The organism is Pseudovibrio sp. Ad46 (assembly GCF_001623065.1).
Classification (GTDB): Bacteria; Pseudomonadota; Alphaproteobacteria; order Rhizobiales; family Stappiaceae; genus Pseudovibrio.
The window spans coordinates 184,170-206,331 of sequence record NZ_LMCG01000040.1; the positions used below are offsets into that span (position 1 = coordinate 184,170).

General features: G+C 51.7%; 22 protein-coding genes. 13 read left to right on the forward strand and 9 right to left on the reverse strand.

From position 1 onward, the window contains the following. Positions 1-16 precede the first annotated feature (16 nt). A complete protein-coding gene (locus PsAD46_RS07810) occupies positions 17-907 on the reverse strand; it encodes an EamA family transporter (protein WP_063306548.1) in 891 nt (296 codons plus the stop codon). Between the two features lie 208 nt (positions 908-1,115). Here PsAD46_RS07810 and PsAD46_RS07815 point away from each other — a divergent pair, with 208 nt between their 5' ends. The 3 genes from PsAD46_RS07815 (at position 1,116) to PsAD46_RS07825 (ending at position 3,945) form a co-directional block, all read left to right on the forward strand. Continuing rightward, positions 1,116-1,865 (forward strand): AraC family transcriptional regulator, encoded by a 750-nt coding sequence (locus PsAD46_RS07815; RefSeq protein ID WP_063306549.1) that lies wholly within the window; start codon positions 1,116-1,118, stop codon positions 1,863-1,865. Positions 1,866-1,994: 129 nt separating this feature from the next. Then, on the forward strand, positions 1,995-2,624 hold the full coding sequence (locus PsAD46_RS07820) for an NAAT family transporter (protein WP_063293716.1): 630 nt from the start codon (positions 1,995-1,997) through the stop codon (positions 2,622-2,624). 211 nt (positions 2,625-2,835) lie between these two features. Beyond that, entirely contained in the window at positions 2,836-3,945 is a 1,110-nt protein-coding gene (locus tag PsAD46_RS07825; protein ID WP_063306550.1) for a PLP-dependent cysteine synthase family protein, read from the forward strand. A 59-nt stretch (positions 3,946-4,004) separates the two neighbouring features. Here PsAD46_RS07825 and PsAD46_RS07830 read toward each other — a convergent pair whose 3' ends face one another. From PsAD46_RS07830 to PsAD46_RS07840, 3 genes are all read right to left on the reverse strand, one after another. Further along, the gene (locus PsAD46_RS07830; RefSeq protein WP_063293717.1) at positions 4,005-4,448 is read right to left on the reverse strand and encodes a VOC family protein; all 444 of its coding nucleotides are present in this window, start codon (positions 4,446-4,448) and stop codon (positions 4,005-4,007) included. Between the two features lie 504 nt (positions 4,449-4,952). Continuing rightward, on the reverse strand, positions 4,953-5,543 hold the full coding sequence (locus tag PsAD46_RS07835; RefSeq protein WP_193776924.1) for a TetR family transcriptional regulator: 591 nt from the start codon (positions 5,541-5,543) through the stop codon (positions 4,953-4,955). 154 nt (positions 5,544-5,697) lie between these two features. Further along, entirely contained in the window at positions 5,698-6,282 is a 585-nt protein-coding gene (locus PsAD46_RS07840) for a methyltransferase domain-containing protein (protein WP_063306551.1), read from the reverse strand. A 144-nt stretch (positions 6,283-6,426) separates the two neighbouring features. Between PsAD46_RS07840 and PsAD46_RS07845 the strand changes: the two genes are divergently transcribed. Continuing rightward, a complete protein-coding gene (locus PsAD46_RS07845; RefSeq protein ID WP_063306552.1) occupies positions 6,427-7,866 on the forward strand; it encodes an aldehyde dehydrogenase family protein in 1,440 nt (479 codons plus the stop codon). Between the two features lie 124 nt (positions 7,867-7,990). After that, positions 7,991-8,383, forward strand: a complete 393-nt coding sequence (locus tag PsAD46_RS07850) for a DUF2147 domain-containing protein (protein WP_063306553.1) — start codon at positions 7,991-7,993, stop codon at positions 8,381-8,383. Between the two features lie 201 nt (positions 8,384-8,584). Here PsAD46_RS07850 and PsAD46_RS07855 read toward each other — a convergent pair whose 3' ends face one another. From PsAD46_RS07855 to PsAD46_RS07865, 3 genes are read right to left on the reverse strand one after another with little or no spacing between them, the layout of a single operon-like run. After that, entirely contained in the window at positions 8,585-10,879 is a 2,295-nt protein-coding gene (locus PsAD46_RS07855) for an FdhF/YdeP family oxidoreductase (protein WP_063306554.1), read from the reverse strand. A 46-nt stretch (positions 10,880-10,925) separates the two neighbouring features. Continuing rightward, the gene (gene fdhD / locus PsAD46_RS07860; RefSeq protein WP_063306649.1) at positions 10,926-11,678 is read right to left on the reverse strand and encodes a formate dehydrogenase accessory sulfurtransferase FdhD; all 753 of its coding nucleotides are present in this window, start codon (positions 11,676-11,678) and stop codon (positions 10,926-10,928) included. Between the two features lie 30 nt (positions 11,679-11,708). Next, positions 11,709-12,554, reverse strand: coding sequence for a patatin-like phospholipase family protein (locus PsAD46_RS07865; RefSeq protein WP_063306555.1), 846 nt, complete (start codon positions 12,552-12,554; stop codon positions 11,709-11,711). A 215-nt stretch (positions 12,555-12,769) separates the two neighbouring features. Here PsAD46_RS07865 and PsAD46_RS07870 point away from each other — a divergent pair, with 215 nt between their 5' ends. Next, positions 12,770-13,537, forward strand: a complete 768-nt coding sequence (locus PsAD46_RS07870) for a LuxR family transcriptional regulator (RefSeq protein ID WP_208981725.1) — start codon at positions 12,770-12,772, stop codon at positions 13,535-13,537. Positions 13,538-13,858: 321 nt separating this feature from the next. Here PsAD46_RS07870 and purD read toward each other — a convergent pair whose 3' ends face one another. Beyond that, positions 13,859-15,139 carry a phosphoribosylamine--glycine ligase gene (purD, locus tag PsAD46_RS07875; RefSeq protein WP_063306556.1) on the reverse strand — a complete coding sequence of 427 codons (1,281 nt, stop codon included), beginning with the start codon at positions 15,137-15,139 and terminating at the stop codon, positions 13,859-13,861. Positions 15,140-15,259: 120 nt separating this feature from the next. On the opposite strand from purD, the gene PsAD46_RS07880 reads away from it, so the two are divergent. Continuing rightward, positions 15,260-15,748 carry a hypothetical protein gene (locus PsAD46_RS07880; protein ID WP_063302443.1) on the forward strand — a complete coding sequence of 163 codons (489 nt, stop codon included), beginning with the start codon at positions 15,260-15,262 and terminating at the stop codon, positions 15,746-15,748. Positions 15,749-15,819: 71 nt separating this feature from the next. Further along, positions 15,820-16,764: a 4-hydroxybenzoate octaprenyltransferase gene (ubiA, locus tag PsAD46_RS07885; protein WP_063293725.1), complete on the forward strand. Its 945-nt coding sequence runs from the start codon at positions 15,820-15,822 to the stop codon at positions 16,762-16,764. A 5-nt stretch (positions 16,765-16,769) separates the two neighbouring features. Here the strand turns inward: ubiA and PsAD46_RS07890 are convergent, their stop codons facing one another. Continuing rightward, positions 16,770-17,369, reverse strand: coding sequence for a DUF6101 family protein (locus PsAD46_RS07890; RefSeq protein WP_063306557.1), 600 nt, complete (start codon positions 17,367-17,369; stop codon positions 16,770-16,772). A 317-nt stretch (positions 17,370-17,686) separates the two neighbouring features. Between PsAD46_RS07890 and PsAD46_RS07895 the strand changes: the two genes are divergently transcribed. Genes PsAD46_RS07895 through PsAD46_RS07915 form a run of 5 tightly spaced genes read left to right on the forward strand, consistent with a single transcriptional unit; the run spans position 17,687 to position 22,162 of the window. Further along, positions 17,687-19,030, forward strand: coding sequence for a TldD/PmbA family protein (locus tag PsAD46_RS07895; RefSeq protein WP_063306558.1), 1,344 nt, complete (start codon positions 17,687-17,689; stop codon positions 19,028-19,030). After that, positions 19,017-19,811 (forward strand): 3'(2'),5'-bisphosphate nucleotidase CysQ, encoded by a 795-nt coding sequence (locus PsAD46_RS07900; protein ID WP_063295492.1) that lies wholly within the window; start codon positions 19,017-19,019, stop codon positions 19,809-19,811. The genes PsAD46_RS07895 and PsAD46_RS07900 overlap by 14 nt, the downstream gene beginning before the upstream one ends. Positions 19,812-19,861: 50 nt before the next feature. Further along, positions 19,862-20,104, forward strand: coding sequence for a DUF4170 domain-containing protein (locus PsAD46_RS07905; protein ID WP_057462263.1), 243 nt, complete (start codon positions 19,862-19,864; stop codon positions 20,102-20,104). A 48-nt stretch (positions 20,105-20,152) separates the two neighbouring features. Continuing rightward, entirely contained in the window at positions 20,153-20,848 is a 696-nt protein-coding gene (locus PsAD46_RS07910) for a lysophospholipid acyltransferase family protein (protein ID WP_057462264.1), read from the forward strand. Between the two features lie 24 nt (positions 20,849-20,872). Beyond that, positions 20,873-22,162 (forward strand): 3-deoxy-D-manno-octulosonic acid transferase, encoded by a 1,290-nt coding sequence (locus PsAD46_RS07915; RefSeq protein ID WP_063306559.1) that lies wholly within the window; start codon positions 20,873-20,875, stop codon positions 22,160-22,162.

Here is a 22,162-nt window from a genome sequence, read left to right on the forward strand (position 1 = left end):
AAATTTGGCCTGAATATCAGGCCACTCTCTTCGCCGCGATCAAGGACCCGCCTGCAATCGCCAGTGCTGCGATTACGATGTTAGCGGCAAGGGTGCCTTCTCCAAACGCGATCAACAGAAGCGTTGAGATCAAAGGCGCACCATAAGCGAGGACGCCGAGCAGCTGCACGTTGCCGTGCTTCACGCCAAAGTCCCACGTGTAAAAGGCAATGCCCACGGGCCCAAGACCCAAACCAATCACGGCGATGATTTGTGTAAGATCCTGAGGGACAGCTGTGGTCTCCCAGAGGAAATGCGCGAGCCAGCCAAACACGGCAGTTAAAGCACAATAGCCGATCACGGCATCAGAAGAGGTGGTCTTGATCAGTCGGCTCAAAACAGAATAGCTGGACCAGATCAACGCACAACCCGCCGCTGCCACATAGCCAACAACGTACTCCCACTGCAGATTGCCTGCTGAACTGTCCCAGCCAAGCAAAACCCAATACCCAGCAAGAGCGACAAGAGCGCCGCCAACATGCCACCTTGTAATGGTCTCTCCCGGCAACAGGGCAGAGAACAACACAATGAGCAACGGCCAGATGTAGGCAATCAGTCCCGCTTCAACAGCAGGCGCATTCTGCAAAGCAACAAAGTACAGCGCATGGAAGCCAAACAATCCGCCAACACCAAGCAACCAGCCGGACAGAGGCAACTTGAAGGCAGAACGCACATCAGCCTTTCCCGTCAACAGCTTGCCGGAGAGTGTGAGCGTCGCCACCGTAAACGTCATGGCCAGCAACTGGAACGGCGGAAACTGATCACCGGTCAGCTTGGTCAGCACAGCAAGCGTGCCCCACAAAACAATGGAGATACTCCCGATGGAAGTCGCAGCGCTGATCTTGCCAGCTGATTGGTTCTGTAACATTTAAAATTCCGCTTGAAGACTGAGGCCATCACATCGCTGGAGGTTCCAACGAAACCGACCAGATCCTGCCTCATTTCCTGCATATTAGAATTAGGCAAAACAGGAAATAGATTTTCTTTTTGAGATTTTCGAAAGACCGCGGTATCCCTGAGCAAGCAGTCCTCTTAAACAAGCTTTTGGACCAAGAGTGGAGATCTGGAACGAAGTCATGCCCTATCAAGCTGTCATCCGTGAATATGACCGGCTGGAACTCGGACACCACCACGCGTTCGCGCAGGCTGTTGTTCCGTTACAGGGCGAAATGCAGATTGAAATTGGCGGCCACTTCAAGGAACTGACGGTCGGCTCCGTCGGCCTCATAGCGCCAGAAACCCTGCACGACAGCGAAACCACCGCCGGCAGCCGCTTCCTGATCATCGATGTCAGCGACAGAGCGGCCATTTCTCAGTTCTTCCGCCACGCAAGTGACAGCCATCAGGAACTCTCACCACTCGCACTAAAGTACCTCAACTTCGTCGCCTCGCTCACAGATACGTTTGAAGTAGACGCAAACGGCGCTGCCTCCATCCTGAACACAGCCCTTGAACTGGCAACAGGCCGAAGCGCAGATTTCATCGACCAAAACGCAATCTCACATCGATTGCAGAGCGTAAAAGAACAGCTGCCCACTCACAACAAGATCTCGGATATCGCGAAAGAGGGCGGGTATTCAGTCAGCAGCCTGCAAAAGAAACTCAAAGCCTCCTACGGCAAATCCCCAAAACAACTCCAGCTGGAGATGCGTCTGGACAAAGCTCTGACCCTGCTCAGATCAACAGACCAATCCATCGCAACCATCGCCTTCCAGATTGGCTATGAAAACGCCTCATCCTTCACCAATATCTTCAAAAAACACTTCGGCCTGACACCCTCGCAATACAGAGCCCAATACTGGGCCTCCAAAGCCAGCCACAGCTAACACTCCCTCGATTATACGATCCTGCAACTATTAAAATCCTTTAAGTTGTATGCTTTTACGGCGATCAGTATGTTGCATGCTTTGCTCAATATCCCCCCTACGTGCAAAGCAAACAACAGAAAGCATATAATGACTGAAACGGCTCTGATCACCTACATTGCTGCGCTTTTCTCCATGATGAACCCCATCGGAAACACGGGCGTTTTCGCGGGTATGACCGCCGACAGAGATGCCGCCACTGCACGGCGCATCGCGTGGACCTGCGCAGGCGCAATCGCCCTGACGCTCCTCACCGTCACCTGGACAGGTGGCATTCTTCTCAAGTTCTTCGGCATAACCGTCCACGAACTGCGTGCTGCTGGCGGCGTGATTGTCCTGCTGATCGCCCTCTCTATGTTGCGTAGTGACAACAGCCACCGCCAAACCCCGCAGGAAGCAGCCTCCGCAGCAGAGCAGAACCACATCGCCGTCGTCCCACTCGCCATTCCAATCGTTGCCGGACCAGGCGCCATTGCAACAGCCATTGTCGCCGCTGAGCGTCATTCTGGGATCTGGGCCAAGATTGATCTATCCATCGCAGCGGTTGGGCTTGCGCTGTTCACCGGTCTCTTGTTCTCAGTTTCAAAACCCATTGCAAACAAGCTCGGCGAGTCGGGTATGGGCGTCGTGACCCGCCTCATGGGCATGGTGCTCGCCGCAATCGCCATGGGCATGCTCGCTGAAGGCGTTATAGGCATGATCCCGGCACTGGCAAGCTGAGGCAATATCGCGTCTCTCTAAGCAAAGCATGCAAGGTCTGCTACGGTGGGCCTTGCTCGTTCAAAACCCTCTCATTTTCACCAGCCGCTTTACTCTCTGTTTTATACGGCAGCGATCCGCGCATGCTGCGATCCAAGCGCCAGCTATACTTGTCTCAAAGAAGCACGCCGCGAGCAGGGCATGCTGAAGCAACGGCAAGTCAGGTGTTTTCATGCTGGAGTTCAACAGCCATACCAACCACAGAAACCCCTCTAACAGAGTATGGGCACAACAGGCGATCCAGAATATTGAGGCGGATTACAACCGCTCGGCTGACACACACCTCATCAAGCTGAACATTCCCAAGCTCACCAAAGCGGGGATTGATCTTTACCTGAAAGACGAAAGCACCCACCCAAGCGGAAGCCTCAAGCACAGGTTGGCACGCTCGCTCTTCTTATACGGCATCTGTAATGGCTGGATCAGGGAAGGGACACCAATCGTAGAATCCTCCTCAGGTTCAACCGCGATCTCAGAAGCGTATTTTGCACGGCTGATCGGTAACCCCTTCGTCGCAATCGCTCCCAAAGCCACGGTGACGGGAAAGGTTAGGGAAATCAAAGCGCTGGGCGGTGAGGTGCATCTGGTGGAACCCTATCAGATCTATAAGGAAGCGGCGCGATTGGCAAAAGGACTGGGCGGCCATTACGTGGACCAGTTCACCTATGCGGAGCGGGCAACAGATTGGCGCGGCAACAACAACATAGCCCAGAGCCTGTTCTCCCAAATGGAGCTGGAACGCTTCCCTGCACCCAAATGGATTGTCATGAGTGCCGGAACAGGTGGGACAACAGCCACCATTGGCCGATACATCAGGCTTCACACGCAGGATTACCCCAAAACACAGCTCTGTGTCGTCGATCCTGAAAATTCCGTGTTTCATGAGTACTATAGAAACAGAGACAAAAGCATCGTCAGGAACAAACCCTCACTGATTGAGGGGATAGGTAGACCACGAGTAGAGCCCTCCTTCATGCCGGATGTGATTGACAGAATGATCGATATCCCAGACGCAGCGAGTATCGCGACAATCAGATGGCTGGAAGGGGTTATTCTGCGCAAATGCGGCGGCTCAACAGGCACAAACCTTTATGGTGCGCTCGCATTGGCCAAGGAGATGATGGAAAACGATCAGGAAGGCTCCATCGTCACCCTCATCTGCGACAGCGGAGAGCGTTATCTGGACACTCTTTACGACGACAACTGGGTGGCCAGCAAAAATCTGGACCTCTTACCCTACATGCACAAACTCATAGACTTCGCTGAAATCGATGGGATCTAGCGCGGTTTAACTCTGGAAAATACGCTAGTACCAACGTCACCAGCGTACTTGCTGCACCATCAAGGCAGATCGTAGAACCCTAAAGCATTGCCAGAAGGATCGGCAAACTCCGAATATGTAACGACCTCTGGTATTTCGACTGCTTCACCAGTGTCGATGTTCACTTCAGATCGTGCTTGTTGCGAAGTTGCCATATCGTCCACCAGAAAACGGACGATGGCGCCAGTTGATTGCGCGTCATCTGCCTCGAAGACCTGAAGCCAAACACCCGGTGCAACCTTAAACTCCACGATGCCTGGGACTGGTCTGATCACTTCGGTATCAGGACCAAGAAACTTGGCATACCACACCTCTGCTTCTGCCAATGAAGGCACCGGGACACCGATAGTCACCTCTTGGAACGGTTCTGCCGAGACAATACTCGTGAATGCCAAAGAGGCAACAAAGGCCAGTGCAAGCCTGCGCATGATCGTGACTGTATTCTGCAGCGAATTAAACGACATAGTTTCTCCTTTATGATTTAAATATAGTAACTATACTTTATGTACATAACGGCAATTGTCAACATCACCTCTTTTGACCCGAGAACTTTGATAGTGCCACGGTCCCAAGCATGTTCCCCAGGGAAGGAAGAGGGGATGCGGTTTGGGCACGGAGTTCAACTCGCATCTAATCTGCGAGCAGAGAGGTTGGCTCCCCCCTGATAAGTCCTTTTTAATTCTTGCCAATGTGATTTTAAGGAAAGGTCAGCCCAAGCCTTCTGAGAGGCTTGACCGAAGTACAGAGCTTGTCGGGTACATCATTGCTGCTCATGACACTCGCTTGTGCACGAGAAAGGTCCTGCGTGCATCTGAGATGAAAGCAGTGGAGCTATCCAACTCATAAGATTTTGGATAGTTGAGCCAACTCGTGGGTATCTTAGCCTGGATGCAATATTGGTTGCGTTTGTAGGTGCGCAAAAGTGTGGGCCGCTTTCTGCGACTTCCTCGCGCTTTTGAGTGTTTCTCCTACAGTCTGCTTTTCTTTGCTTGTAGTCCGATGATGTATGTGTAGATCGCGTCAAATAGCTCATCTCGAAATGAGAGGTTGAGCCATTCAAGGCCTTCAAACTGAGAAAGCTCTCTTATTGGATTTGATGGACTGGCCATTGGCCACAGACCTGAAACCAGCAGGGCGGACGTGAAAGCAATTTTCTGGCCGTCTTCCTTGCTACTATCATTCATTGCCTCTGCAATATTGGTCGCAACTCTTTCATAAAGCCCCAAGCCTTGCAGCTTGATCTTTTTGATGGCTTCCAAATGGGTGTTGTGTTCCAAAAATGATGCGGAAATACAAAGTAGCTCGCACAAGAATGGCTGCTCACAATATTGATCAGTTATAATCTTGCTAAGGTCCTCAATTGAGACGGTTCGTTGAGAAACATTGTTTTGAAAATTATCTACAAACAAGCACATTTCCTCATGCATCAAAGTCATAAGGATTTCTTCGCGGCTCCCAAAATAGCGATAAAGATTAGATTTGTTTACCGCTGCGTGTTTGCCGAGTTCGTTGAGCGACCAATTCATCACGCCCTTTTGAGAGCATAGTTCCTTCGCCATTTTGAGGATGTTTTCGCGTCGAGCAGCTTTCTGCTCATCCTTGCGTGCTCGCTTGAAGTCCATGGTTTCTCCGAATAGCTCGCCTTTATCGCCAAATCTAACCCAAGCCTTGATGGGATGTAGCTCTTACCCCATCAATCACTCAAAAAGTAGCTTAGGGTGCAGCGTAAGTGGGTTGATAGGCCCATACGACTGCAGGAGGGATATTTTTCCAGACACGTCGTGACCTGATGGCCTGAACACCTTTTCGCTTTGGAATAGGTGAGATTGTTGAATAGGTAAACTGCACTAATCGTCCACCTGGTTTGAGAACCTCAAGGCAATGATCACGAAACTGTTCGCGTTTTTCTTTCGGATAAACAAATTGAGGCAGGCTTGAAACAACGGCGTCAAATTGCTTCTTCCCATGAGAAAGATTTTTGAGTGTCTGGTAAGCATCCTGTTGCAACAAAATAGCTGCTGGGAAGTCCCTGGATAACCCTTCAGTAAATGATTTCGACAACTCAATCAGCGTTAAATCTTTTTCTTCAACACCTGCATGCAACAGAGCACGCGTGACGCAGCCTGTACCGGGACCAATTTCAAGTACCCGGGCACCAGGTTTGATGGCAGAGGCAAAGACCATAGCTCTGGCCAACTCCGAAGAGCTTGGCAATACCGCTCCTGTGCGCAGGGGAGCTTCCAACCAGTTTTCCGAAAACAACACACAATCAGACTTCTGTTTGAATGTTTGAGACATACCTTCATTCCTCAATCTAGGCATTTCAGGAGAAAATAATTGACTTGAAAAGAACCGATGGTCTTTTATATAAGAGACTATCAGTCTTTTACTAGTCAATAAAGAACGACTTCCGGCAGAATTAAAGAGGGTCAGGTGCAACCGATGAATAAAATTGAGCAGGTTCAGCAGGTCTTTGACTTGCAAAAAAGAAACTATGCCTCATCGAAGTCAGTTTCATTTGAATCGCGAATGGACCGGTTGGGGCGTATTGAGTCTCTGTTCCGCGAAAATTATCCGGCTATGGTGCAGGCGTTACAGAATGATTTCGGTACTCGTGATCCTGATGTGGCGTTCATGGGGGACGTCTATTCACCGCTAGAAAATGTCAAAGTCGTTCGCAAAAGCTTGAAAGTCTGGATGAAACCGGAACGCCAATCAGACGGGTTCATGCGCCTCTTGGGTCAACGCTCCTACATCCTCCATGAGCCTTTGGGCGTGGTTGGGGTCATATCTCCCTTCAATGCACCAGTTACACTGGCCTTTGACCCGGCTATCGACGCCATTGCTGCGGGCAACACGGTCATGATGCGTTTCCCGGAAATCATGCCTGAAACCGGAGCTTTGATGACAAGGCTCGTAGCAAAATACTTTGATCCATCTGAAATCGCTGTCGTTACCGGTGATGTTGACTTGGCAAAGTTCTTCTCATCATTGCCGTGGGATAAGTTGGTCTTCACCGGCGGGGCAACAACAGCTCGTCACATAATGGCAGCGGCAGCCAAGAACCTGACACCAGTTCTTCTTGAACTTGGTGGCAAGTCGCCCGTGTTGATTATGGAAGATGCTGATTTGCGTTCTGTCGCGCGCAAAACAGTAAAAACGCGCCTCATGAATGGTGGGCAAGTTTGCATAGCTGGAGACTATGCACTGGTGCCCGAAGCCCAGTTCGAAACATTTCTGAACTTATTGGAAGAAGAGGCCCACTCTATCTATCCGACAGTGCTGAAAAATCCGCAGTATACCGCTGTCGTTGGAGAGGCATCTTTTAAGCGGTTGAACTCTTACATTGAAGAGGCGCGGGAAAGCGGTGCTCGTATTCGTGAGATTATCCCTGAAGGAGAAGCTCTGCCTGATCTCGAGAGTCGAAAATTTCCTCTTATGCTTGTGGCCAACCCCAAGCCTGACCTGATGCTATCAAAGGAAGAGATCTTCGGCCCTATCTTGCCAGTTCTTAGCTATAAGACACTGGAGGATGCCCTTGCAATTATCAATAGCAAAGAGAAACCTCTGGCCCTCTACATTCATGGCAATGATCGTGCGAGCATTGATCGGATCTTATCTGAAACAAGCGCTGGCGGTGTGACGGTCAATGACTTCCTTATCCATGCCGGTTCGCACACCATGGGCTTTGGCGGCGTCGGGAACAGTGGCATGGGCCGTTACAAGGGAGGGAAGGTTGGTTTCAAGGCTTTCTCCAATCCCAAAAGCGTGTTCGAGCAAGGGGTAGTCAGACGGTTCTCGACTAACTTCTTGCCGCCACTCTCAGGAAGTCGAGCCCGAAAAATGCTGCTCTCCAGAGTTGGCCTGACTGAGACTTCTTGAAGCTCTCAAAGCTTAAATTTTCAAGCCATGAATAGTTACGCCGGAGATTGGGCAGACCCTTGCCTAAGCGCAGGTTCGCGATCAGCAGCACTTTAAAACCTAAAATTTGAAAGGGAATACACACATGAAAACTCTCATGCTCTCTTGTCTGACGGCGCTCACTTTGTCGTCAAGCATAGCTTTAGCGGCAGATCCAGCAATCGGTGTTTGGGAAACTGGGCTGGATGAAGGCCGATACAGCCATGTCAAAATCGAGCAATGTGGCGGCAAGATGTGTGGAACGCTTTTGCGGCTTTTCGAAGAAGATGGAACTCCGGTTAATGACGGCAATATCGGCAAGACAATTCTTTGGGATATGACCCCTAAGCCGGGCGGTAAATATCGTGATGGAAAATTCTGGCGTGTTTTTGATGGCAAGACCTATAACGGGAAAATGGACATGCTCGGAAGCCAGCTAAAAGTGTCGGGCTGCGTGATGTTCATTTGCGCAGGTCAAAAATGGAACCGAACTGAATAATTCGGAGATTGCATCTCCACCTCAAAACTTGCGACTGCCTAACTCATACAGGCAATGGCAAGCTTGTAGGGGGAATGGTGTGAAGAGCACATTGCGCTTATTCCTCCTACGAAACGCCATGACAAAGACGCATGGGCAGATTGTCAAAGCCATCATCTACGATAGGCAGTTCAACAAACTTTGACAGTCAAAACAGAAAAATCACCCCCGACGACGTGATTTAGACAGCGACACCGGAATAGCCTTGCTCGTTGGGGTGCCGGATTGGTCGCCTACGGAGTAAACGGGTACAAGGACATTCACCTCCGGGAAGTAAGAGGCAATGCAGCCCTGTGGCATGTCGTAGGGCACCACCTGAAAATCGAGGGCACGCCGATTGCGTCCGTCTTCGCTCACCGTTCCGATATCAACCTTTTCACCCTTGGAAACACCCGCCCGTCGCATGTCGATTGGGTTCATGAACACCACCTTGCGTCCGCCAGAGATACCTCTGTAACGGTCATTGAGTGTGTAAACGGTGGTGTTGAACTGATCGTTGGAGCGAAGGCTCTGCAGGGTGAACGTAAGCTTGGGCGCTCTGGCGGTTTGCTGTGCCGATGTCGCAAGCGGAAGGGAGTAGCCGGAAAACTCAGCTTTGCCGGACTTTGTTGCCCATCTTCGGTCGGCAATCGGATTACTCAGATAAAATCCGCCCGGCGTTCGCACCTGGCCGTTAAACCCGGCAAACTCAGGCAGCACTTCCTCAATCTTTTCCCGAATGCGATCATAGTTCTCTATGTAATGCGTCCAGTTGACCACCTTGTTGCCAAGGGTCGCTCTGGCCAATCCGGCAATAATCGCAGGTTCTGACATCAAAAGATCAGAGGCTGGCGGATTTACACCAGTAGATCCATGGATTCTGGAGAGTGAATCCTCCACGGTGACCATCTGCTCACCTGAACGCTGGTCATCATACTCGGTGCGGCCCAAACTAGGCAGAATATAGGAGAGGGCGCCTGTCATCAGATGGCTGCGGTTCAGTTTAGTTGCAATGCTCACCGTCAGGCGGCATTTGCGTATGGCTTCCTCTGTCAGGTTTGTGTCCGGCGCAGAGCGGGTAAAGTTGCCTCCAAGGCTCATGAAGACCCGCAGCTTGCCCTCATCCATCATCTTGATGGACTCAACAGCATCAACACCGGCATCCATCGGCGGGTCAAACTCAAAGGCTTGCTGCAAAGAGGTCAGAAACTCCTCTGAAGGGTCAGAGGTAATGCCCATACGGCGAATACCCTGCGTGTTCGCATGGCCCGGCATCGGGCAGGCTCCAGCCCCCGGCTTGCCAACGTTTCCCCGAATGAAAAGCAGGTTCATCATCTCGCGGATTGTTGCAACAGAGTGTTTGTGCTGGCTGATCCCTGTGCCCCACGTAATGATCGGGCGATCTGCCTGCACATAAATCGCAGCTGCTCTTTCAATCTCGTCGCGGGAGAGACCAGACTGGTCTTCAATCTCTTTCCAAGGCGTCAGTTCAAGCGCTTTTTCATAGCTCTCAAACCCGTTGCAGTTCTCTTCAATAAACACCCGGTCAACATGGCTATGGGTGAGTATCCGCTCATAGTCCCATGCCAGAATGGTCTTCACCATGCCGCGCACCGCCGCCATGTCACCACCCAGCTTCGGGGTGAAGAAATGGCTCGCAACAGGTGCGGAACCAAACCGCATCATCTCCAGTTGGTTCTTGGGGTCTGCGTAGCGTTCCAGTCCGCGCTCTTTGAGCGGGTTAAAGGACACCACATGCGCGCCGCGCTGGGTGGCTGCGCGTAACACCGGCAACATCCGCGGGTCAGTCGAGCCCGGATTGTGGCCAAAAACAAAGATGGCATCAGCTTTGGAGAAGTCTTCCAGACGAACGGTGGCCAGCCCGCTGCCGATCGCTTCTTCAAGCGCAATACCACTGGCTTCATGGCACATGTTGGAGCTGGACGGGAAGTTTGTGGAGCCATAAACACGCCCGAACAGCTGATAGAGAAAGGCAGCTTCGTTACTTGCGTGTCCGGAGGTGTAAAACACGACTTCTTTGGGGTCTTTGATGCCCCGCAGTTCTGCACCAATTTCCTTGAAGGCCTCAGCCCAACTGATTTCGTTATAGCGGTCAGTTATTCTGTTGTAGCGCAGCGGAGCTGTCAGACGGCCTTGATCCTCAAGATCAATGTCGGAGAAGGTCTGCAATTCAGAAACCGTGTATTCCTGAAAAAAGGAGTCTGTGATCCTCTTATCCGTCATCTCGGCAGCAACAGCTTTGACGCCGTTTTCACAAAATTCGATGGACGAGGTTTTTTCAGGGTCAACCCATGCACAGCCAGGGCCAATAAAACCGTCAGGCTGGTTGGTTCTCAAAACTGTCTGGATTCCTGAAGTAAGCGACGTGTTTTGCAACAGAGCCTGACCACAGCTCCACACGGCACCCCAGCCACCAGCGGGAGCTGTTGATTTCTTTGCAATAATAGTGTCGGACACGCCGGACTCCTCAGGCTCTTAGAACGCCCACGAACTTGATGAGTCGCTAGCTGTAGCGTGTGAAGCTGTATCCACGGTTGCAACTAAATAGATTTAAACAATTCTCTTGTGCTAACTTGACAGCCAGATCGCTGGGCGTTGCCATGACTGCAAGTGTTCCAACGCGGGCGCTGACTGCTTTTTGCACCAGATCAGAGCTGCACCGGCTCGTTGTGATGACCAGATCAACAGGTTCACCGCTGCGCACGCCAGCCCCAAGAGCTTTGTCCATGGCGTTGTGTCGGCCAATATCTTCGCGCACAGCCAGTATCTTATCACCACAACACACAGCAGCTGCATGCAAACCTCCGCCATAAATGCCATTGAGCGTTTGCTTGGATTGCATCGCTTCAAACATGGCCCCAATGCTCGCGGTTTTGGGAGCAGGCTGTTGGGCAAGCGGGGTGAGGGCACGTAAGGCCGCACGAATGCTATCAAGCCCGCACAGGCCACAGCCAGACGTTCCTGTCAGCAGGCGCTTGCGCTTCAAAGCGGTGAAAAACAACTCATCGTCAATATCCAGATTGACGCTGATGCCTTCCTCGCCGTGTTCATTCAAGTTGATTGAGTGCACATCACTGATGGAGGATACAATCGACTCGCTGATGGCAAAGCCAACGGCAAAGTCTTCGAGATCTCTGGGCGTGGCCATAAACACAGCAAAGCCTTCTCCATTCAACGTCACCGCAATGGGGACTTCTGGAGGAAGTTTTCTGCCTTCAGCAATCGGTGTTTGCCACTCAGGGTCCAGAATAGACAACCCAGACTCCACTTCTTTCTATTCTTCTTATCAAGAGATTAGGTAGTTCTCGATCTTTTGGTCAAGCTCAACCTTTACCTCATCACGAAGCCGGGCGCTATCCTCCAATATTTCTCGTGCCTTCAAAAAATCAAGCACTTGATATTGCTTAATGTTTGGGAAGATCGAAAGATCAGGTGCCCGTATTTTCAATTTTTCCTGAGAAATGGTCCGCATGAGGATCTGGGTCGCACCAAACACGCTTTCCGTTGCACTGGGAAACCCGCGTTTTTCATCGCGTTTGGGTGTGCCCACAACATCTACTGCAATCACGATGTCACAATCGCTGGGCAGCACATCAAAAGGCAGCGGGTTAACAACGCCGCCATCAATGAGCACCGTGTCGTTTAGGTGCACAGGCCTGAAGACAAACGGAATGGCGATACTGGCTGAGACAGCATCCACCAGACTACCCTCTGAAAAACGCACTTCCTCTGCCTTATAGTAATCCGCAGCAATGGCTTGAAATGGAATAGAAAGCTCGGAGAAGTCGGTTTTGAGCACATCCCCCACAAAGACTTCCAGCACACGTTTGGAATCAAACTGGCCAATGCTGGACTTACCACCAAGCAAGTCTGCAAAGCGTTTGGGCATGCTCACTTCAACCAGCTTGCTGAGCACCTTCTTCCACTCACCAAGTGTTTCAAGAGTATATGCCTCAAGCGCGTCTCCACTCACGCCACCTGCATATCCTGCACCAATCAAAGCGCCGATGGAGGTACCAGTAATGGCATGAGGTGTGATGCCCATGTCATCAAGAGCTTGCAAAACCGGGATATGGGAGAGACCACGGGCGCCTCCGCCACCGAGGGCAAGGCCAATCTTGGGAGTGCTCATTGAAAGCCTGATCCTTTAATAACTCTCATTAAAAATATAGGTGCTCTCGCTTGCTTTCCAATTGAAAACCGAGAGAAATAACGTGATAATCATGAATGACGAACATAGATAAACAATAGATGGGCACTGGGGCAAACATATCAATTGATTTGGTGGCAGTTAAGCGCACAACTTGGCTGGTTGATATGAAGTAAGGCTCCAATCTTGCGGTGTAAATGATGAACTATTCCATGGGTTATCCGGCAGGCTTTGATCGAAATCTACTGCAGTTTTCTCAAGATCTATGGAACTGTTCGTCCCTGCAAAGCCGCTGGGAAGAGCTTACCAGTTTTGCTGAAAGACTGGGCTTTGAAAAAGGCGCCTACATCATCGTGCCCAAAATCGAAGGTCGCGTAGAAGACCGGCAACCGATTTGCTTGTCCAATCACGCAGATGACTGGGTCGATCATTACAACAGCCATCATTACTACTTCAAAGATCCCGGTATGGATCATCTGCTCAGCGGCAAGAAAGCGGATCAGCTTTGGACCGATTATACCGTCAGACCAACCGGAAAGATTGATGAAGGCTTCTTCCATGATGTCCGCTCAGCAGGTCTGAAGTTCGGCGTGACCATCCCGGTGGATTGCTCCAACAAGCATTTGGTCGGTGGTGCCAGCTTTGCCTCCTGTGAACGGACACAGCTCGGCTTTGATGCACAGATGACGGCAAAGTATCCGATCCTGAAAGGGGCAGTGCAACTTTTCCATACCTACGCGCAAGAACCTGAAACCCTGAGTGAGTTCTTCGGATTCACGCCGAGAGAGCATGAATGTCTGCTGTGGTTGACGGCGGGGAGGGCAAATAAAGAGATCGCCCACATCCTGAATCTCTCAGAGAAAACCGTAGAACATCACATCAAACGAGCCTGCAAAAAGCTGCGAGTGACGAACCGGACGCATGCCGTTGCTCGTGCTATGACCTTTCAGTTGCTTTCGCCCTAGGCCTTTGCAACTTTAAGGCATCAGGGAAAATCCCCCATTGTTATGAGTTGTGCATTTATGCATAATCAAAATTGCTAGAGGTTGCACTTTAGCTCCTGCATGGCAACTTTTCGCCTCGTGCAGTTGTTTGTGGTAGTTTATCAATTTGATCTGTTGGTTGGGCACAGGCTGTCGTTGTCCGACTGAAAGTGTAGATAAATATAACTCCTCCGAAGTTCGCTTCGGAGGATTTTTTTTGGCAATTGTATTCAGTCGGCACAAAAAAAGAGCGGCTCGAAAAGCCGCCCTTTGTAAAAGTGTCTAGTCCTGCAAAAGACCGGATCAGTCCTGCTGCTCACGCTCAACTGCGCGCCAGCCGATATCTTTGCGGTAGAACCCACCCGGCCAGTTGATCTTCTCAACGGCCGCATATGCTTTTTCACGTGCTTGAGAAACAGTCGCCGCCCGCGCTGTGATGTTCAGAACACGCCCGCCATTTGACAGCAGTTTGTCATCAGCAGAAACCGTACCCGCATGGAAAATCTCCACGTCTGGGTCAGCTGCAGCTTCAGTCAGGCCTTTAATCTCGCTCAGTTTCTCATAGGAACCCGGATAGCCCTTGGTTGCCATCACAACAGTGATCGCAGGATCTGTGTGCCATTCCGCATCTACCAGATCCAGTGTCCCCTCAGCGCAGCCAAGCAGAATCGGCAGTAGATCGGTCTTGAGGCGCATCATCAGAACCTGACATTCCGGGTCGCCAAAGCGCACGTTGTACTCAATCAGCTTCGGGCCGTCCTTGGTGATCATTAGACCCGCATAAAGCACGCCTTTGAACGGGCAACCCTGCGCTTTCATGTCTGCAATGGTTGGGTGGATGATCTCTCTCATCACCCGGTCCATCATCTCCTCGGTCATCACAGGGGCAGGGGAGTAAGCACCCATGCCACCGGTGTTCGGGCCTTCATCACCATCGAACGCCCGTTTGTGATCCTGTGCTGTCGCCAGCGGGAGAGCATTCTTACCGTCTGAGAGAACAAAGAAGCTGGCTTCTTCGCCTTCAAGAAATTCTTCAACAACCACTTCTGCACCAGCAGCACCGAAGGCACCGTCAAAGCAGCTGTCGACTGCATCGAGTGCTTCCTGCTCGTTCATGGCCATGATGACGCCCTTACCTGCAGCAAGGCCATCTGCTTTCACCACGATCGGAGCGCCTTGCTCACGAATGTAGGACTTGGCAGCCTCGGCATTGTCAAACCGGCCATACGCAGCGGTTGGTACATTTGCACGGGAGCACATGTCCTTGGTGAAGCCCTTGGACCCTTCCAGCTGGGCAGCAGCAGAAGAAGGACCAAACACACGCAGGCCAGCATGGGTAAGACTGTCAGACAGGCCATCAACCAGTGGAGCTTCCGGGCCAATTACAACAAAATTGATGTCGTGGAGGCGGCAGAACTCGATAACACTGCGATGATCAGTCGGGTCCAGTGCAATACACTTGGCAAATTGCTCGATGCCTGCATTGCCCGGGGCAACAAACAGTTCGTTTAGCACCGGAGATTTCGCCAGAGACCATGCCAGCGCATGTTCACGCCCGCCAGAACCGATCAGCAGAATATTCATTGAAGTAGACCCTGAAAATAAGAAGGGAACAGGTTCCCCAGTTGTGCGTCTAGGATGTGATGCAGCCTGTAGCATGAGTATGGCTCACAGTAAACGAACAACAGCTCTGGAGAGACCAAAATGCCCCGTCCATCAGTCGAACTGTTGCTGGTTACACCACTGTTTATGAATGAATTCTTCGAGCTGCTGGCAAAATGGGGAGAGCAAGACACCCTTTCAGAGCCGGTTCGTTCACTGGAAGAAACCGCCCGCAGGTTGCTGGTAGACCCAAGTGCAGGGCAAGCATGGTTGATCAGAAGCTCGGGAAAAAGCCTTGGGTTTGTGCTTGTAAGCTACCGGTACAGTATCCGGGCTGGTGGCAAAGTCGGGTTCATAGAGCAGGTGGCACTCGCTCCAATGGAAGGGATTGAGCGGCTGTTACCGCCTGTGCTGCAGGCACTGGAGGATGATCTGGCACAAAAGTCGGTCGTTAAGATGGAAGTTTCGCTGAAGAGACCGGAGCGAAAGACCAGAAAACAGTTCTTCGAGGAATTTGGCTTCTTGACGCAAAGTGTTGATCTGTTGGAAAAGACAATTCACTACGAAGAGGAATTTCCTCTCAGCTTTTAAAGCGAACTTGGAACTTGCTGTGTGAAGGGAAACAAGCGCAGATAAGCTCCAGACATGACGGTGAGGTGGCAATGTTCAATACCAAAGACACTGGTCCAGTTGCAGATGCAGTAAAGCGTCATTGGGTTGATACGCGCTTGCCGCCAGGCCTTCGCCCCTTTGCTCGCCTTGCCAGGTGGGAGCGGCCAATCGGCTGGTACCTGCTTATGTGGCCGTGTTTGTGGTCATTAGCCCTCGCATCCAATGCGGCAGGAGCTGCCATTCCAAACATCTGGTACGCAGTGCTGATGTTTATCGGTGCAGTGGCAATGCGTGGGGCAGGATGCACCTACAACGACATTGTCGATAAAGATATTGACGATAAAGTCGAGCGCACACGCTCTCGTCCAATCCCCTCAGGTCAGGTCTCCAGCAAACAAGCCAAAATCTTTATGGCGTTGCAGGCGCTCGCCGGGTTGGTCGTATTGCTGCAGTTCAACACCTTCACCATAGTCCTGGGCATATCCTCTCTGGCAATTGTTGCTGCCTACCCATTCATGAAACGCATCACCGACTGGCCACAGTTCGTGCTTGGTCTGGCGTTCTCTTGGGGGGCATTGATGGGATGGGCCGCAGTATTTGGCAGTCTGTCACTGGCACCGGTACTGCTGTATTGCGGGGGTATCCTCTGGACAATCGGCTACGACACCATCTATGCCCATCAGGATAAAGAGGACGACGCTTTGGTCGGCGTGCGCTCAACAGCGCGATTGTTTGGCGAAAAAACCCGTCAGGCTCTGGTCATTCTTTATGGCGCAACAGTTGTTCTGTTTGCAGGAGCTTTTATTGCAGCAGGTAGTGGCCCGCTTGCATTTGCCGGATTGGCGCTGGGTGCATTTCACTTGCTGAACCAGATCCGCGTGTTGGACATAGATGATGGTGACCAGTGCCTTCAGCTCTTCAAGTCCAACTCAACCTTCGGCTTGATCTTGTTTATCGGATTGGTGCTGGACGGCCTTGCTGCCTATTACCTTTAAGAGTTTCAGCGCCGCAGAGATGTGAAACGGCGGGAGCTGGCGAATATCTTCTGCAACCGTGTTGGCTTGCCTGTTTCGCGGCCAACAAGAAAACGCGGACGTCGTCCAGTCAACGCTCGAAGCTTTCTGCGTGGCAACGCCTCACCTTTGGAGCATGTGTTAAGCCCCAAACGTGCCAGTTTGGAGGTGCCATCGCTGTCAATCATGAGCAGCGGCAGCGCCAAAACATCTGACCAGGCTTCCCAGTAATCCGCTGTCAGCTCCATATCTGTGCTGTTATAAAGCGGAATGCTCAAAGCATGATCGCGATGCAGCAAAATGACCTGATACTCCAGCTCATCGCTGATCTCGCTGACTGTCGCTCTCGCTCCAACACCAGAGTAAGACCCAAGCGGAACGGTTAAAGTAAGCGGAAGCCCACCCATCTCACGGCGAATAAGCACCTTGTCCGGATCAATGCGAATATCGGATCTGTTAACGCCCGGCGTTTCAAGAAGATCATCAGGAAGGTCCGCCTGCATGCGAAACGGCAGCGATACACTCACACGATTAATGTGGTTATCGTTGCTCGCAAGGCCCAAAAACTGCGATTTGTAGTTGATCACGGAACTGCCCCTCCCTCCACAGGTGTGGAGGTTTCAATTCATCTTCTTTTCAAACTAGAGGAAAATTACAGGGTAGAATCTGCGTAAGTCCTTAACTCGAATGGTTAAAAAACTCTGATTTTAAAGAGGCTTAGCGAACCTCTTCCGAACTTGCTAAAATTCTAACTATCTTTAAGTGGGCTCACCTATGTGCAAAGTCATGCCCAGCAAGCCGCTGCAATTTCTGCGTACAGCCCCGCGATTATTGGCAGGTGTGCTTGCTCTTGAGACAGGCACGCCCTAAACACGAAGAGCAAGAAAATAGGAGGTCCATGCGAATGTCTGACGCAATTGCCAATTCAAAGCTTGAAGAGCAGGCAGTGAGCTTGGTGGAAGCTGCAAAAGCAGCCGGCGCCGATGCAGCAGACGCAATCGCAGTTACGGGCATGTCATTGTCTGTTTCCGTGCGCGAAGGCAAGGTTGAAAACACCGACCGCGCAGAAGGCAACGTCGTCACACTCCGCGTATTTGTCGGCAAGCAGGTTGCCAGCATTTCATCCAATGCGAGTGACGATCCTGCTGAGCTTGCTGCCCGTGCCGTTGAAATGGCGAAAGTCACGCCGGAAGATCCATACGCTGGGCTTGCTGAACCTGAGCGTCTCCTGAAAGACATCCCGCAACTGGACCTTATAGATCCACGTGAGGTGAATGCCGAGGAGCTGACCAGAACTGCCCTCGACGCAGAAGCTGCGGCTCTTGCTGTTGAAGGTGTTTCCAAATCAGGCGGTGCTGGCGCAAGCTGGGGGCTCTCTGGCATCGTACTTGCCACAAGCCATGGCTTCGTTGGTGCCTATCAACGCTCTCGTTCAGGCTTCTCCATGACTGCCATTGCTGGTGAAGGCACCGGCATGGAGCGTGATTACGAATTCGATTCCCGTACCTATTGGGATGATCTGATGTCTGCGGAAGAAGTTGGCCGGATTGCAGCAGAGCGCACCGTGCGCCGCCTCAATCCACGTCAGCTGGAAACTCGCAAGGCGCCAGTGGTTTATGAACCACGCACAGCGCGCTCCCTGCTTGGTCACTTTGCAGGCGCGATCAACGGAGCCTCAATCGCCCGTGGAACCAGCTTCTTAAAAGATAAAATGGGCCAGCAGGTCTTCGGGAAAGGCATCACCATCTCCGATGACCCGTTTAAGGCGCGCGGCGGTGGCACAGCTCCGTTTGATGCGGAAGGAACCGGTGCTGAATACCTCAACATGATTGAAGACGGTATTCTGGGCCATTGGTTCCTTGACGGATATGCAGCGCGTGAGCTTGGCCTGACCTCAAATGGCCGTGCACGCCGTTCCGGGTCCTCCACCTCTCCAAGCGCAACCAATCTGACGCTTCAGGCGGGTGAGAAAACACCAGAAGAAATCTTAAGAGATATCGGCGAAGGTTTGTTGGTAACGGATTTGATTGGTCACGGTGCAAACGGTGTAACAGGTGACTACTCCCGAGGAGCCTCAGGCTACTGGGTGGAAAATGGCGAAATCGCCTATCCAGTGAGCGAAATCACCATCGCAGGCAACCTCAAGGATATGTTCCTGAACCTGACACCGGCATCTGATCTGGACGAACGATATGCAGTGGCCACGCCAACAGTGGTTATCGAAGGACTGACGATTGCCGGAAGCTAACAAATATAGCGTGCAGGAAGATTTAGAGCTGCTGGTTTCAGCAGCTCTGGAGGGCGGCAAGATCGCCCTTTCTTATTTTGGGAACTCACCAAAAAACTGGACCAAAGAAGGCGACTCGCCTGTCTCTGTCGCTGACATCGAAGTTGATCAGTTTCTGGCATCTAAATTGCGCGAAGCACGCCCCGACTATGGCTGGCTCTCGGAAGAAACCGAAGACGATCTGGTCCGTAAAGACTATGAGACAGTGTTTATCATCGACCCGATTGATGGAACTCGTGCGTTTTTGAATGGGCGCGATGAGTGGTGCCTGTCGCTGGCAGTGGTCAAAAATGGTCGCCCTACAGCTGGTGTAATTTTTTGCCCGGTGCGTGATGAGCTTTACACCTCCGTAGAGGGAGGAGGCAGCTATCTCAATCAGGAAAAGATTGCGGTTTCAGATCGCCCGTCCGTCACCGGCGCCTACATCGCAGGGCCAGTCAGTTTCCTTGAAAAAGAAGGCGTAAAGAGTGAGCAGATTCGGTTCAGTCCTTATCTGGGTTCACTTGCCTACCGTTTTGCACTGGTTGCCTGTGGGAAATTGGATGCAGGTCTGGCGCGTGCAAGAGCCCGCGATTGGGATCTTGCCGCAGCGGATTTAATCATCAGTGAGGCTGGGGGCCAGTTAGTAGACTTGTCTGGATCGACCCTCTACTACAATAAAACTAGAACAAATCACCCCGGACTAGTGGCATCTTCTGCCAAATTGTTTAAAAGGCTTCAGGGAATATCCGTAGAGGATTAATCCTTATCGGTTTCCGGTCGGACTCTCTGTGAAGAAGGTGAGCGAACACTATGAGTGCTCAAGAAGAAAACCAACAGCTACTTCACCTCGTGTTTGGTGGTGAATTAGAAGATATCAGCAATGTTCGCTTTAAGGATCTTAAGGATCTGGACATTGTAGGCATCTACCCGAACTACGCTGAGGCACACGTCGCGTGGAAAGCAAAGGCGCAAGGTACCGTTGATAACGCATTGATGCGTTACTTTATTGTACACATGCACCGTCTGCTTGATCCGGGCGCAGAAACCAAGTAAGTACTGCGCCTCCCGGGAATTCTGCCCGAACTCAAATGGGCTTGTGAAATGTTGAAAAAACTAGGCAAACACCCGCTTGTCATGAAGCTAGCGGGCACTGCCATGGCGTATTATCTGCTCTTTGTCTACAAGAGCAGTAAACTCACCATTGATCCTCCTGAGGTCTATGAGGAACATGAGGAGGGTGCACCATTCATCGCGTCCATGTGGCACGGTCAGCATTTCATGTTGCCCTTTGCATGTCCAAAGCACTGGGACATTAGGGTTATGATTTCTCGCAGTGCTGACGGCGAGATGCAAGCGGTTTGCGCATCAAAACTGGGGCTCGGTACAATCCGGGCCGCTGGTGCGCAGCGCTCCAGCCAAATCAAGAAACGTGGAGGCATGCGCGGTTTTATTGAAGCTGTGCGCGTACTCAAAGCAGGCGCCACAGTCTCCATGACAGCGGACGTACCCAAAGGTCCTGCGCGTAAGGCAGGCAAAGGCATCGTACAGCTGGCCAAGCACTCCGGTCGGCCAATCCTGCCCGTAGCAATGGCAACCAGCCGCCATTATGACCTTGATACTTGGGATAAGGCATCCATCAATTTGCCGTTCAGCCATATTGGGTTATGCTTTGGTAAACCTATTCCGGTGCCGGCTGATGCAAGCGATGAACAGGTCGAGGAAATTCGTCAGCGTCTGGAAAACAGCATGAACGAAATAACTGACAAAGCTTATGCAATCGCCAAATCAGGCAAATAACAAACACTGGCAGAACTGGGTCCCATGAGTTCAGTGATCTTCAGAGTCTATCAAGGTCTTGGCCGTCTGGCCGCGCCGCTCCTTGTTGGCTTGTATAAATTGCGCGCCCGCCAGGGCAAAGAAGATCAGAACCGCAAAGGGGAACGGTTTGGTGTCGCCTCGAAAGAGCGGCCATCTGGAAACCTGATCTGGATCCACGCAGCAAGTGTAGGGGAGGCCAACGCCGTCCTGCCACTTGCAAAGCAAGTCGTTGACGGTGGTTCCAAAGTTTTGCTGACAACAGCGACACTGACATCTGCGCAGGTGGTTGAAGCCTCAGCGCCTGAAGGCGTGATCCATCAGTTTGTTCCTTATGATACGCGCGGCAACATCAAGAGATTTCTGAACCACTGGTCACCTTGTCTGGCAATCACAGTTGAATCAGAAATCTGGCCGGCAACATTCCATGAGTTGGAAAAGCGGCAAATCCCACTGATCATCGTCAATGGACGCATGTCAGAAGGCTCCTTCTCAAATTGGAACCGTGTTCCCTCCTTTGCCCATTCAGTCTTTGGAACCGTCGATTGCGTGCTCGCCCAGTCAGATGATGATGCGGCCCGGTTCAAGCAACTGGGAGCAATCCGCGTCAGACCTACGGGCAATATCAAGTTTGACGGCAATGTTCCTGAGTGCGATCCGGTAGAACTCGCTGACTTCAAAGATCAGCTCGAAGGTCGCCCACGATGGCTTGCAGCCAGCACGCACCCAGAAGAAGAAGTTGAAGTTGCCAAGGCTCATCAAGAGCTCAAGCACAAGTTTGATCGCTTGCTGACGATTATCGTTCCAAGGCATCCGGTCCGGGCACAGGAAATCCGCGAAGAGCTGGAGCAGATGGGCCTTGTGTGCATTCAGCGCTCACGGGGCGAAGCTATTACCAATGCGACCGATATCTATATAGCTGACACGCTCGGCGAGCTTGGCTTGTTCTATCGTGTTGCGCCGATTGTGTTTATGGGCGGCTCGCTGAGGCCAATCGGTGGGCATAACCTCCTTGAACCGGCTCAAGTAGGCTGCGCCATCCTATCTGGTGTGCATACTCAAAATTTCGCATGGATCTATCGCCACTTCTCAAAGGAAGAAGGCGTTCTTCTGGTACACAACACCAGTGAGTTGGCCGATCAGATCGAAAACCTGCTTCACAACCCTGCGGAAGTTCAAAAGCGCGCTGACACAGCAAAAGCGCTGGTCGAATCTGGACGGGGCGCTCTGGCAGCGACCCAGCTTGAGCTGCAGCAATATCTGCCTGTGAAGCAATCAGCAGCAGGGAAGGAGTAG

Coding starts and splice junctions, on each gene's coding strand:
- PsAD46_RS07820 (WP_063293716.1), top strand. CDS start 1,995: ATGACTGAAACGGCTCTGATCACCTACATTGCTGCGCTTTTCTCCATG.
- PsAD46_RS07895 (WP_063306558.1), top strand. CDS start 17,687: ATGTCTGACGCAATTGCCAATTCAAAGCTTGAAGAGCAGGCAGTGAGC.
- ubiA (WP_063293725.1), top strand. CDS start 15,820: ATGTTCAATACCAAAGACACTGGTCCAGTTGCAGATGCAGTAAAGCGT.
- PsAD46_RS07840 (WP_063306551.1), bottom strand. CDS start 6,282: ATGTCTCAAACATTCAAACAGAAGTCTGATTGTGTGTTGTTTTCGGAA.
- PsAD46_RS07835 (WP_193776924.1), bottom strand. CDS start 5,543: ATGGCGAAGGAACTATGCTCTCAAAAGGGCGTGATGAATTGGTCGCTC.
- PsAD46_RS07880 (WP_063302443.1), top strand. CDS start 15,260: ATGCCCCGTCCATCAGTCGAACTGTTGCTGGTTACACCACTGTTTATG.
- PsAD46_RS07850 (WP_063306553.1), top strand. CDS start 7,991: ATGAAAACTCTCATGCTCTCTTGTCTGACGGCGCTCACTTTGTCGTCA.
- PsAD46_RS07870 (WP_208981725.1), top strand. CDS start 12,770: ATGATGAACTATTCCATGGGTTATCCGGCAGGCTTTGATCGAAATCTA.
- PsAD46_RS07865 (WP_063306555.1), bottom strand. CDS start 12,554: ATGAGCACTCCCAAGATTGGCCTTGCCCTCGGTGGCGGAGGCGCCCGT.
- purD (WP_063306556.1), bottom strand. CDS start 15,139: ATGAATATTCTGCTGATCGGTTCTGGCGGGCGTGAACATGCGCTGGCA.
- PsAD46_RS07815 (WP_063306549.1), top strand. CDS start 1,116: ATGCCCTATCAAGCTGTCATCCGTGAATATGACCGGCTGGAACTCGGA.
- PsAD46_RS07905 (WP_057462263.1), top strand. CDS start 19,862: ATGAGTGCTCAAGAAGAAAACCAACAGCTACTTCACCTCGTGTTTGGT.
- PsAD46_RS07810 (WP_063306548.1), bottom strand. CDS start 907: ATGTTACAGAACCAATCAGCTGGCAAGATCAGCGCTGCGACTTCCATC.
- PsAD46_RS07915 (WP_063306559.1), top strand. CDS start 20,873: ATGAGTTCAGTGATCTTCAGAGTCTATCAAGGTCTTGGCCGTCTGGCC.
- PsAD46_RS07910 (WP_057462264.1), top strand. CDS start 20,153: ATGTTGAAAAAACTAGGCAAACACCCGCTTGTCATGAAGCTAGCGGGC.
- PsAD46_RS07825 (WP_063306550.1), top strand. CDS start 2,836: ATGCTGGAGTTCAACAGCCATACCAACCACAGAAACCCCTCTAACAGA.
- PsAD46_RS07830 (WP_063293717.1), bottom strand. CDS start 4,448: ATGTCGTTTAATTCGCTGCAGAATACAGTCACGATCATGCGCAGGCTT.
- PsAD46_RS07845 (WP_063306552.1), top strand. CDS start 6,427: ATGAATAAAATTGAGCAGGTTCAGCAGGTCTTTGACTTGCAAAAAAGA.